The organism is Paenibacillus sp. J22P90 (genome assembly GCF_059692195.1).
Genome location: NZ_JCAUAY010000012.1, coordinates 1 through 12,285, shown reverse-complemented (window position 1 = coordinate 12,285; position 12,285 = coordinate 1). Strand labels below are relative to the sequence as shown.

The window sequence follows — 12,285 nt, the reverse complement described above, 5'->3', positions numbered from 1 at the left end:
GCATAATCATACGATTATTTCGGTTTTTCGCCGGTTTGAAAAGTAATCCCCTATCGCTTATGCTATTTGTTAAGTAGAAAAGAGGTAGTGAACCCGATGAAAATTCTCGTATTGACTGAAAAACCAAGCGTAGCCAAAGAAATTGCTCGCGTACTCGGCTGTAATCAGAAGCAAAAGCACCACTTCGAAGGTGCCAAATATGTCGTCACTTGGGCACTCGGCCATCTCGTTACGCTCGCGGAGCCCGATGATTACGATCCGAAGTACAAGACCTGGAACCTTGAAGATCTGCCCATTATCCCTGGCAAAATGAAGCTCAAAGTCATGAAAGAAACGTCGCAGCAGTTTCGTGCCATCGAGCATCTCAGCCGTCGCGGTGACCTCTCCGAGCTGGTCATCGCAACCGATGCGGGGCGCGAAGGCGAGCTCGTCGCGCGCTGGATTATGGAGCTGATCCGCTGGAAGAAGCCGTTCAAACGGCTTTGGATCTCGTCGCAGACGGATCAGGCGATTCGCGAAGGCTTCGCGCAGCTGAAGCCTGGCACAGACTACAACCGGCTGTATCAAGCAGCCGTCTGCCGTTCCGAGGCTGATTGGCTGATCGGCCTCAATGTAACCCGCGCGCTGACCAGCAAGTTCGGCGCGTCGTTATCCGCTGGGCGTGTACAGACGCCCACGCTGGCCATGATGATCAACCGTGAAGCGGAAATCCGGGATTTCCGGTCCGTCGACTACTGGTTGATCGAAGCCGAGCTCGGGTCCTTCCGCGCCCAGTGGCGGGACCCGAAGACCGGCGACTCGCGCATCTTTGATCGCGAGCGCGCCGACGCCTTGAAAGCCAAACTGCAAGGCCAGAGCGGCCGCATCGTGCAGGTAAATAAAACCGAGAAGCAGATTCCGCACCCGCTTGCTTATGATTTGACCGAGCTGCAGCGCGATGCGAATCGCAAATTCGGCTTCTCTGCCAAACAGACGTCGAATGTCCTGCAGCGACTATATGAACAATACAAGCTGGTCACCTACCCGCGAACGGATTCGCGTTATTTGACCACCGATATGGTGCCGACCCTGCTCGGCCGTTTGAAAGGAGCAGCCATTGGCCCTTATGCGGCGCTTGCTGCACCTTTTATCCGTAAGCCGCTTACGATCACAAAGCGAATCGTCGATGACACGAAGGTCAGTGACCATCATGCGATTATCCCGACCGGAGAAGCCATCTCACTCGCTACGTTAAGTGCAGACGAACGCCGACTCTATGATCTGATAGTCCGTCGATTCCTAGCTCTATTCAGCGGTCCTTGCCGCTACGATGAGACGAAGCTAACGATCGACATCGCTGGTGAAAAGCTTTATGCTTCCGGCAAAGTCGTGAAAGAGGCTGGCTGGAAAGAGGTCTATGGCGCCACCGACTTCACCGATCCGGATCGCGAAGACAATGATGCCGAGGACGATGCGGGCCAACTGCTTCCCCAAGCGTCTGAGAAAGACGCAGTAACCGCTCGCAACGTTCGCCAAGTTAGCCGCCAAACGAAGCCGCCTTCTCGCCATAACGAAGCTTCCTTGCTATCGCAGATGGAGAAGTTTGGTCTTGGCACACCTGCGACTCGCGCAGATATCATCGAGAAGCTCGTGTCCGCAGACACGATTGAGCGCCAAGGCTCCTTGCTCATCCCTACCGGCAAGGGTACCCAGCTTATCGAACTGGCCTCTGAAGAGCTGCGTTCTCCTGAGCTTACCGCTCGTTGGGAGCAGGAGCTCGAACGTATTTCCAAAGGCAAGGGCAGCATGGATGCCTTCCTTAGCGGTATCCGCAAGAAAGCAGCGGAGCTGGTTGACGAGGTAAAACATAGCTCCGCCGCGTATAAACCGCATAATTTAACCGGCAGCAAATGCCCCGATTGCGGTGAGTTTTTACAGGAAGTTAAAGGCAAACGAGGACGCTATCTGGTATGTTCCAGTCGTGAATGCGCCTATAAACGGGAAGCAGATGGACAATTAACGAACCATAGATGTCCGCAATGCCATAAGAAGATGGAAATACACACAGGCAAAGCCGGCAAATATTTTCAATGTCGTCCCTGCAATGTTGTTGAGAAAATCGACGGCGAGTCTACGGGGGGAGGTCGCAAGGCCACTGCGAAAGCGAACCGCCAGTTGATCGAGAAGTTCTCGGATCAAGCTAGTGTCGGGAACTCGCTCGCTGACAAGCTACTTGCAGCCCTTCAGCAGCAGAAGGAAGACTAATACCAAGAATAAAGCCCAAGCGACTGCATCTCGCTTGGGCTTTTACACTATGAGTAAAGCTTCTATCGAAGTAACTCGAGGATGAGCGACCTCGTTCTAATACCTGCATCGGCAGGTTCATCGCTTTTAGCTGACAACTTGTTGCGTTTTCGTTAATATTCTGCCTTTAACCGCTAACTCGAGTTGTTCCAAACTTGTGATACCAAGATTAACCAACGCATCTCCAGCTTCCATATGTACGTTAGCTAAAATGTGCATACTCGTATGTGGCACAAGTGATTTGCGAAACTCGTGAAAAAGCACCGCATTATACGCTTTGAGAACTGTCATAAACTCAACATTCGGTGGAACAAATCCGCGAATTTCAGACGACCGCCAGAAAAATTCCCTCACATGCATAATGTCGGAACCCGTGCGGTTCAACTTTCGAATCATCGCAAAAAACTCATCAACAAGTATTTGTCGATCGACTTTCATGAGATCATCCCTCCACTTTCTTCCTACTACTTAAAGCATACCATAAATAGTTCTTTAGTTCTATATTAGCTGAACATTCAAGGGCTATTATACCTATGAAATTTGAAGTTCTTTATGTTTCCCTCTTTGTAATAACAGCATGTCCACCAAATAAAGAACAACACCCAAATTAATCGCAATATCGGCTAAATTCATCACACCATTCCCTGAGTGAATAACGATAAAGTCTGTCACCTTGCCGAATAACAGCCGCTCTATCGCATTACCTATCGCTCCGCCGACCAGCAGCGCTGCTGCGCTTTGTTTTAACGTGCCTGGCAGGCCTCCTTGCCTGCGGTACCACCAGATCCCGGCAACAATGAGCACAGCCAGGATCCCCAATACGGGAGCCCATCCTTGCAACGAACTGCCGGCCGCCCCGCTATTTTGATAATACGTAAACGAAATCACGTCTTTATAAAAAGGCATGGATTCCCCAACCTCCATCACCGAACGAATCCATATCTTAGACAGCTGATCGACAGCCGTAATCACAAAAATAATCGAATAAAATAGCATGTTGCCCATTCCACCTCTCTAGCTTCAGCCTTTACCTCTCTATTTTACTTGAAAAGAAAGTGAAACTGCTAATTCTGCGCAGCACGAAAAGCCCCCCCAGTACTCTCTCGCTGTGGCGGCTCCTGTATCCTTTTACCAACATCAATTTAAGCTCATCAACGTCCGATACAGCTCTCCAGGCGTATGTGCGATGTGGTCCGGATGCCCGCTGAGCAATAGCTGGGGAGAATCATACCCCCATGTGACAGCCACGATAGGCACGCCTAATTTCTTACAGGATTCAATATCCCGCAATTCATCACCGACATAAATCATGCGCGTAGGCGTAGTTCCCCACTGCTTCATCACTTTGCGAATGGAATGATGCTTGCCAAAAATGTGCTTTGCCGAAATGATCTCCTTAAAGGAGCTCTCTAGCTTGTTTTTTTTAAGAAATAGACGGATATTCGCTTCGGAATTGGAAGAGAGGATCGAGCTTTTGACGCCTTGTGCGGAAAGCCTCGCAATGACATCCTTCATACCAGGCACAATTTGCAGTGATCGAATGTTTTCGTGATACAGCTGTCGCCCAGCGACCATGAGCTTAGGAATTTGGAGTACTGGCACCCCTAACCGATCTACGCGCTCGGAAATTGACATTGAACGCAAAGGGGCCAAATCCTGCTCACGGATAGGGCGAAATCGATATTGGTTAGCCATTTCATTATAGAGCTTCACCAGCAGCGCTCTAGAATCGACAAGTGTCCCGTCAAAATCAAATAGTACGTGTTTTACCATCTGGGTGTATATACAAATAAGGCCGGACCCTCGGGCGGCACTTGGCGGATTTGATTATCTTTGAACTCCTGGGCTGGATCCAGGGCCACATGCGGATTGCTGATGAGTCGCAAATCTTCCCACACACAGGAAACGCCTCGGTCATAGCCCACTGCGCCACCTGCAAACATTTTACAGCCTTTGCAAAACTGCTCTCTTTGCTGCACGTCCAGTTTCACGACTTTATTGCGAAGACAACAGTAAATTTCATTAACTGCGTTACATACATTAACATGAGTGATCAGGGCCATTTACCGTCAACTCCTTGCGGCACTTTAAGTGTGTAATAGTAAGTTTATCAAGCTACTATTAAGTGTATGACACAATTTTGTAAACGGAATAACATTTCTCACGATGGGCCGTCCAAATTTGCTACAATTAGGAAATACAATGACAGGTTTGGAGGTGTTTCCCCTGCAGGACACATTGCATTATGTGATTCCTATTCTTATCTTTGGATTTTTTATTTATCGAAGGGCGAAACGCACCATTGGATTTCAAAAGCTTTCGCGAGGCAGACTCACCTTTCGTCTGTCGCTGTTCGGCCTTCTCGGCGTGATCATCTTCCTCCTCGGCTTCGTGCATCCGATCCATTTTATCGGCTATCTCATCGGCCTTGCATGCGGCGCTTTGCTTGGACGAACGGCGATTCGCCACACCCGCTTCGAGCATCGAACAGATGGTTGGTATTACCGCACACATCTTTGGGTTGAAGTCACCGTGCTTGTACTCTTTCTGGGCCGTATCGCGTATCGCTACGCTGCCATTGCCATCTCCACGGGAACAACCACCAACATTTCACCTGCTGACTTCTCTCAGTTCACCAAAGACCCCGTCACCGCCGGCGTCTTCTTCATCATCGTATCGTACTATGTCTTGTTTTTCGGCTACTTACTGCGTGAAGGCACCAAATTGGATCCGGCAGGGTTGGCGGATAGCGACGATGGCGAGATCGGGAGCCATGTAGCTCCCTCCGCAGGAGCTCCTGGTCCCCAGGCGAACGTTCGGGTGGAGTAAGCTACTCTTAGCAAAGACAAGAAAGGGAGGTTCCCCTAGGTCAACTGACCTGGGGGAACCTCCCTTTCTATCACCACTAGGCAAGCGATCTGCCTGTGACGTCCCTTATTGGGCGATTCTTGTTTTTAACGCCCTTTTGGGACGCTATTGGCTACATTGCGAGTATCCCGCTATACTTTAAAGCCCTTTTCGGACCTTAACACTCGTGTTTTCGCCCATTCAATTGGCGATACTCACTTTCGACGCCAAATTATATGGGCACTATCCCATTGACTCAGGATATGAATCAACTCAACTCTTGCTGGCCTGAGCGAAGGGGATAGTGGCTATAGCTACGTCTTGCCGCTACGCCGCCCTCTGCCTCACTTCGCTGCCTCCTCGGCAGCCTTCGCGAACTGCGTGCTGTACAGCCGCGCGTACAGCCCTTCCAGTGCAAGCAGCTCGCTATGCGTGCCCCGCTCCACGACGCTGCCCGCCTCGATCACCAGAATGTGATCGGCGGCCAGCACCGTGGAGAGCCGGTGCGCGATCACGAGCGTCGTGCGCCCTTGCATCAGCTCCTCGAGCGCCGCCTGCACATAGGACTCGGATTCCGAGTCCAAGTGCGACGTCGCCTCATCGAGGATGAGGATGCGCGGGCGCTTCAGGATCGCGCGAGCAATCGCGATCCGCTGGCGCTCGCCACCGGAGAGCCGGTGGCCGCGCTCTCCAACCATCGTGTCGTACCCTTCGGGGAGCGACACGATAAAATCGTGGATGTAGGCCTGCCGACACGCGGCCTCCATCTCCTCACGCGTAGCGTCCTCCCGCGCAAAGCGCAGGTTGTCGCCAATCGTCGCGTGGAACAGAAAAGACTCCTGCGTCACATACGCGATCTGCGCGCGCAGCGACGCTAACCCCACGTCGCGGACGTTGACGCCGTCGACCTCAACGACGCCGGCCGTCGGGTCGTACAGCCGCGCGATCATCCCGATCAGCGTCGACTTCCCGGCGCCGCTAGGTCCTACGAGCGCGACCATTTCACCAGGCTGCGCCTCGAAGGTGACGTCGCGCAGCGCATACTGCACTGGCTTTTCGCCTTTATCCTCTAGGCTCATCTTCCGTCTTACTTCGCCTCGATCCTCCAGGCTCCCCTTCCGCCCCGAATCCCCCGTCTTATAAGCAAAAGACACCATCTTATAACTCACACGCCCCGCCACTGGTCCTAGCTGGCGCGCTCCCTCAGCATCCATGACATCAGGCACCATGTCCTGATACTCAAAAATCCGCTGAAACACCCCCAGCGCCGTCGCTACCTCGACTTGTAGGTTCAATAGTGTCCCTACAGGCATATACAAACGCCCCAAATACGCCGTGAACGCGACGATAGAGCCTAAGGTCATGTCTCCTTGGATAACGGAGTAACCGCCATAAATATAAATAATAGCCGTTCCTAACGGTCCAAGCGTGCTCGTAGCCATACCAAACCAACGGCCAACCAGATTGAGCCGCAGCTCGAGATCCATCACCTTTTGATTCATTGTGGTAAATTCCTGCTCTTGCTGCTTCTCTCTGCCAAAAATCCGCGTCAACAACGCACCTGAAATACCAAAGTTCTCATTCAGCTGCGAAGTGATATCTGAGCGCACCTTTTGCGTTTCTAGCCGCAATGCCTTCCGCACCTTGGATACCTTTTTCACAGGCAGCACGAAGAGTGGAAGGATAAGCACCGAAATGATCGCCAGCTTCCAATCGAGCGCAAATAAAATGCCTATTGTCGTGAACACAATCACGATCTGCGTGATCGAGGATACAACGATGGAGGTCACGACACTCTGTACAGATTGCACATCACCTGTAATCCGCTGAACAATTTCCCCTGACCGCGCATCCGTGAAAAATGCCATCGATTGCCGCTGCAAATTATGAAACAACGACTGCCCCAAATCCCGAATAACCCCTTGGGTTACTTTGGTATTCAAGTGGTTTTGCCATACGCCGAGCACGCCGCTCAACACAGGCAGCAGAATTAACAGCAGCGCCATGACAGCCAATAGCTCTACTCGCCCCTGAGGAATTGCCGTATCAATAATTTCCTTCATCACTAAGGGAGGGACTAACCCGATCACTGCCGCAAGCAGCGCCAAGCCGATAATCACCAAGAGCTGTCCCCAATACCTTTTAAACAAATACAAAATCCTTCGTATCGATACATCCTTCAACTTCGCCTTCGGCCGATTCCGATCGGAAAGCCGCCCCATTCCCCCTGGTCCACCTGGTCCCATCACTCACTTACCACTCCGATCTTACTTATCTTTGCTGCCCTCCACTACAATGGAAGAGCATAGGTAATCGCACTTGTCACTTCGTCCGCCATCCTGAGCACATGATATAACGAGGTTGTTTGCAGTACATTGTACTGTCTAGGCCCATCCACATTCACGATCGCTGCAATGGTGTAGTCGCCAATCGGTGGCAGCACCTTTCCGACTGATTTCCCCGGAGCCAAAGGCTGATTGGACAGCTGGTACAAGCCCACACTCAACTTTTGCCCTAAACAAGCATCTATCGCAATCACCACGACATTCGGCGGAATCTCTTGCAGACGCAAGGCCAAATTACTTGCATCACACGGTGCCGCCAACGTGCCAATTACATGCGGGTATCCGAGCTCTACAAGCTTACTCCCAACAAGCGGACCCAGCGAGTCCCCTGTCGAACGATCTGTCCCTATACATACAAAAGCCAACCTCACCGGATCCAGCTCATTGCTCGTAGCTATCTTTTGCAGAAACTGGCCTAACTGCTCACCCGTCACCTTTTTCAAAAACTTCTCCTGCAGCTCCATCGGTTCTCTCTCCACTTTTGCCTCCCTTTCAGGCATGTACACATCTCTCTTCACCTGTTGAATAATAATTCTATTCTTTCATACGGAGGCAGCCTGTGTCCACTTAAGCACATTCTTCGGGTACACCAAATAAGCGTTACTCAACTGAGCAAAGCCTATTCATGCTGCTTGATTGTCCTGATAACTCACCAATTAATGAACACGGTTCATCCGTACGACACGATAATAGAGTTGACCGCTTACCTCTTGCTCCACTTCCAAATAACCTTCCGTATGGACATAATCACCCAACATATAGGTAGAAGCGTCTGCAGAATCTGCATGTGTTAAAAAGAGAAGCGCCACTTTATCGTCCCCAACAACAAATCCAACCTGTTCCTTCACTTTAAACTTCTCTATAATTTTGCCATGATGGGATCTCACGATATGGTGAAACCGCCAAGCCCCATCCTCATTTACGATAAAATAAAGCACACGATTTCGGTGCGAATTGCTAAACTCCCTTGTCACGCCGATCATGCACACCTTTTCACCAACGCGTAAATACTCATCGATGATGTACGATTTCAATCGCAAGCGATGTGTATTTTTGCTATGAATGTAAGCTTCCATCTCGTCTATCGAGCGCTGATCCTTGGGATCTTGCTTGGTCGCATAGAATACTTCTTTAATGAACGTATCCGTTTGGAATTGCCGTGCCCCTTTGAAATGGTTATAGGTTTGAAAAAATTGCCCAATCACTTCCCGGATTTCTTCCGGTATGGCGGGACCCGTTTCTACGCTATACGTGCGATCTGTTCGACTCGACAATTTAATTTTATGAAACCAGTTTTTCCAGACACTGACTTGCATGTCGCACGCGTCACCTACTTTCTTCCAACCACTTTCCCATTATAGGCTATAATTCTCAAAAATTCGATAAAAATCGCACATATTCGCGCAAAAAAAAAGCATCTGCCCGCTACGCTTTCTTTTAAGAAAGCCATAACGAACATATGCTCTTACACAACTTACTGTTACTTAAGTTAGTCCTTCGTTTACAGCACGCGTTTGGCGCCTACATATCTGGAGCTCCAATAGGAGCTTGCGAGACTATCGACCACTACACCTCTGGACGTCGTTGCGGAAATGAATTGCTTATTTCCCACATAGATGCCCACATGATTGACGATGCCTGAAGCAAAGAATACAAGATCTCCTTCTTTTAAATCCGTCACTCTTGCCCCTGCTTGATCATACATCTGCACAGAGGTGCGCGGCAGCTCGATGCCTTTGGCCTCGTACACATAACGAACGAATCCAGAGCAATCGAAGCCCTTAGGTGTTGTTCCACCCCAACGGTAAGGCACGCCTTTAAAAGTCGAAGCAGCTTGAATAATTTGAGCCGAAACATTTGGCTGAACAGCCTTTGCTACTGCAGCTACTGGTGGCGGTGCAATCCAAGCTGGCTTGTGGGACTTCCCGTCCTCTTCGACGATGGCGATTTTATTCGCATCATTCCACGCGATCGCAGATCCAAACGTCTCTGTGATAAAACGCAAAGGAACATAGGTGCTTCCCTCCAGCAACGTCGGACTGCTTTCTAATTCAACTGGTTTACTGTTGACGATCGCTTGATCATCATCTGTCGTTAGTTGAATCGCCTGCTCGTCGTTCTTCAGCGTTACGACAACTTCATCACCTTGCTTCGCCCAGTCCACTTCATAACCTAGCTTCTCCGACAGCACGCGCAATGGCACCTGAAGCTTACCCTCCGTGTCGATAAACGGCTGTACTTCAGGGAATTGCACCAATTCGTCATTCACTTGAACCTTCACCGAAGAGGTGTCTGTCGCAGCTTGAGCTGCTGGAGCGTTGAACATAGCGATGGCTGCGCCTGCAAGAACGCATGAGCAAATAACACTTTTTGTAAAAAGTTTCAAAACATTGTCCTCCTTGAAGCCTCCGAGGTTAGTTGACGGGTTCGGGAAGAGGTTTTCCCTAGTGCGCTCCATTAGTCTACGACTAACTAAGCATCCATTCACCCCAAATAAAGAAGTCCCCCGTACCAGAGCTTTTGCTGCTCCGAGATTCGGCATTTTTTGTCTATGTTAGACTAGCATAGTTCGTTTTGGCTTGACAACCTTTGCGCGGTGGTAAGTGTTTCCACACCCCCCACAGGCTGCCTATAAACCTCTGTATATAGCACACTCTTGTAGGGACTAAACGTATCCTCTGTCAATGGGCTCGGATAACTCATGATGTGGAGCGGTAAGTCCTTTTGCCCTTCTCGAAGGGGAGGCTGAGCATAAGGAAATCGGTTCAAATGGAAGCCGCAGCGCTCATAAAATGCAATTCTCCGTTCGGCATCTGACGTACTCGGTGGCTCTACTTCAAGCACAATAGGTGTAGTAGCGCTGCTCATAAAAATCGTAAGCATTTGTTTTCCTATCCCACCGCCTCTACTGACAGCACTTACCGCGATATGCTCTACAAAACGAAACCGCTTAAAATCCCAGCTTGCGAGAAAACCAAGCAACTGGCCATCTGCATCTCTCTTCACATCAATGTTATAGCTTGGATGCGATAGCAGGGCTCGCTGCCCTTCATATGTCCTTATCTCGGTAACGGGAAATGCGGATACCATCAAATCGAATACCTCTTCAAACACTGCCTCATTCTCCATCTGTCTGCCCCTCCTGTCCAATCTATGGTTTCCAACTATCCCTTCCTAACATGCAACATCTTACCACTTAGAAAAAAACGCATGTGCAGCCGTGTGAAAACCTGCTGGCATCGCATGACCCATGAAGGGGTGAACCTCAATCGATTTATTCACAGATGAGATCCGATTATAAGCGGCAAAAATCGTCTCCGGCAAGCAAGTCATATCCTTCAAACCTACCGTCACGTGTACGGGTTGCCCAATACGATCGCCTAGATTCACGATATCAAAATAAGACATCGTCTTCAGTACGTCTGCCAAACGATCCGGGAATCTTGTCACAAACTCTGCCGCCTCGCTAAGCGAACTCGCGGATTGCAGGATGCCCAGATCCATATGACATAGATTGGGCACATGGGCAATTGCTGCTCGAATACGCTTCTCGAGCGCTGTAACGAGCAGCGTCAGCCCACCGCCCTGACTCCCACCGAATACGAATACGCGCTCGGTGTCTACTTCAGGCTGCTCCAGCGCGCAGCACACAGCACGCAAGGAATCGATAGCTACTGCGCGGTAATAGCTTTTTTCTGCATCCATGATGCCCTGTGTAATCCATCCCTTCGTCATACCGTGCTCCAGCGGCAGTGTATTTCCGCTATCTCCACCTTGCCCCCGAACATCAACCGCAAGCACCGCATACCCCATAAGCAACCAGGCGGCATGATCCTCTGGTTTTCCCTTGGATCCAGAGTAGCCAGGGAACGTGACGACACATGGAGCCTTCTTGTGGCTAACTTCCGCGTTAGGCAGAATTAGCCAAGCATGGATCGGCGTCCCCTCTGCGCCTTCTAACACAATTCTATGGACAACTGCTTGTGTAAAAGGAGCATCAACCCGCTCACGCGTATAACTTACCTTTTGAGTCGCCTCGGCATATGTCCTTGTCCAAAAAGCAGCCAGATCAGCAGGCGCCGTTAGCTCCGACCGAAACTGGTGCAACCCATGAATACGATTTTCAATAGCGTTCATTTGGCAGTTCTCCTTCTCCTGTTTTTTCCATTTTAGCCCACGTCTCTCGTTGCGTCTATTGGAATTCCTTAAGAAAAGACATGCATCCTCTAACTTTCTGCGTACCGGAATTCATATAAATGCAAAAATGGAGAAAGTTGCGGAACGTGGTTCCGCTAATCAGGCTTAACCGTGGACATTTGAGCCTTTTGGGGCAAATTAGCGCCCTCTCGTTCCGCAACTTTCCAAACTCACTCTGGATTCACTAAATAGAGGAACCTCGTTCCATTTCTCGGAAGTAGAAAGTAGCGTAGGTTGGATGTTAATGGAGGAATGGGTGGTAATGAGGGGAGTGGTGGATCATTAAGGACAGCCATGGAGGTTAAAATGCCAATAAAAAAAGACCACCCGAAGGTGGTCCTTTTTATTTAAGCGGGCGATGGGAATACTCCAAATGCTTATTTTTACAGCTTCCTACGGAAGCAACTAGTGGTATATTTGGACGCTCGTCCTACTTAGGCCTATTCACAGATGTGTGCACGGAAGGTCGAACCCTCTAGGGTTCTCTTCCCAGTCTTGCTTAAATAAAAAAAGACCACCCGAAGGTGGTCCTTTTTATTTAAGCGGGCGATGGGAATACTCCAAATGCTTATTTTTACAGCTTCCTACGGAAGCAACTAGTGGTATATTTGGA

The 12,285-nt window shown here is 50.0% G+C and carries 12 protein-coding genes and 1 riboswitch; of the genes, 2 read left to right on the top strand and 10 right to left on the bottom strand.

Annotated elements, in window-relative coordinates; translation table 11 throughout:
• Window positions 1–96 precede the first annotated feature (96 nt).
• Window positions 97–2,244 (top strand): DNA topoisomerase III, encoded by a 2,148-nt coding sequence (locus tag AC58UX_RS28290; RefSeq protein WP_497258999.1) that lies wholly within the window; start codon window positions 97–99, stop codon window positions 2,242–2,244.
• A 126-nt stretch (window positions 2,245–2,370) separates the two neighbouring features.
• Here AC58UX_RS28290 and AC58UX_RS28285 read toward each other — a convergent pair whose 3' ends face one another.
• From AC58UX_RS28285 to AC58UX_RS28270, 4 genes are all read right to left on the bottom strand, one after another.
• Entirely contained in the window at window positions 2,371–2,721 is a 351-nt protein-coding gene (locus AC58UX_RS28285) for a hypothetical protein (protein WP_497258997.1), read from the bottom strand.
• A 93-nt stretch (window positions 2,722–2,814) separates the two neighbouring features.
• Window positions 2,815–3,279 (bottom strand): signal peptidase II, encoded by a 465-nt coding sequence (gene lspA / locus AC58UX_RS28280; RefSeq protein ID WP_497258995.1) that lies wholly within the window; start codon window positions 3,277–3,279, stop codon window positions 2,815–2,817.
• Window positions 3,280–3,420: 141 nt separating this feature from the next.
• Entirely contained in the window at window positions 3,421–4,056 is a 636-nt protein-coding gene (locus tag AC58UX_RS28275; RefSeq protein ID WP_497258993.1) for an HAD-IA family hydrolase, read from the bottom strand.
• Window positions 4,050–4,346: a hypothetical protein gene (locus AC58UX_RS28270; protein ID WP_497258991.1), complete on the bottom strand. Its 297-nt coding sequence runs from the start codon at window positions 4,344–4,346 to the stop codon at window positions 4,050–4,052. Before AC58UX_RS28270 ends, AC58UX_RS28275 begins: the two co-directional genes overlap by 7 nt.
• Window positions 4,347–4,485: 139 nt before the next feature.
• Here AC58UX_RS28270 and AC58UX_RS28265 point away from each other — a divergent pair, with 139 nt between their 5' ends.
• Window positions 4,486–5,112: a CcdC protein domain-containing protein gene (locus AC58UX_RS28265; protein WP_497258989.1), complete on the top strand. Its 627-nt coding sequence runs from the start codon at window positions 4,486–4,488 to the stop codon at window positions 5,110–5,112.
• 362 nt (window positions 5,113–5,474) lie between these two features.
• On the opposite strand, the gene AC58UX_RS28260 is transcribed toward AC58UX_RS28265, so the two are convergent.
• The 6 genes from AC58UX_RS28260 to AC58UX_RS28235 form a co-directional block, all read right to left on the bottom strand.
• The gene (locus AC58UX_RS28260; protein ID WP_497258987.1) at window positions 5,475–7,376 is read right to left on the bottom strand and encodes an ABC transporter ATP-binding protein; all 1,902 of its coding nucleotides are present in this window, start codon (window positions 7,374–7,376) and stop codon (window positions 5,475–5,477) included.
• Between the two features lie 44 nt (window positions 7,377–7,420).
• A complete protein-coding gene (gene yyaC / locus AC58UX_RS28255; RefSeq protein ID WP_497258985.1) occupies window positions 7,421–7,975 on the bottom strand; it encodes a spore protease YyaC in 555 nt (184 codons plus the stop codon).
• 156 nt (window positions 7,976–8,131) lie between these two features.
• Window positions 8,132–8,791, bottom strand: a complete 660-nt coding sequence (locus tag AC58UX_RS28250; protein ID WP_497258983.1) for a hypothetical protein — start codon at window positions 8,789–8,791, stop codon at window positions 8,132–8,134.
• 185 nt (window positions 8,792–8,976) lie between these two features.
• Entirely contained in the window at window positions 8,977–9,861 is an 885-nt protein-coding gene (locus tag AC58UX_RS28245) for a C40 family peptidase (RefSeq protein WP_497258981.1), read from the bottom strand.
• A gap of 2 nt (window positions 9,862–9,863) precedes the next feature.
• A riboswitch (cyclic di-AMP (ydaO/yuaA leader) is annotated at window positions 9,864–10,026 on the bottom strand.
• 8 nt (window positions 10,027–10,034) lie between these two features.
• Window positions 10,035–10,604, bottom strand: coding sequence for a GNAT family N-acetyltransferase (locus AC58UX_RS28240; protein WP_497258979.1), 570 nt, complete (start codon window positions 10,602–10,604; stop codon window positions 10,035–10,037).
• A gap of 60 nt (window positions 10,605–10,664) precedes the next feature.
• Window positions 10,665–11,612 (bottom strand): acetylxylan esterase, encoded by a 948-nt coding sequence (locus tag AC58UX_RS28235; protein WP_497258977.1) that lies wholly within the window; start codon window positions 11,610–11,612, stop codon window positions 10,665–10,667.
• Between the last annotated feature and the right edge of the window lie 673 nt (window positions 11,613–12,285).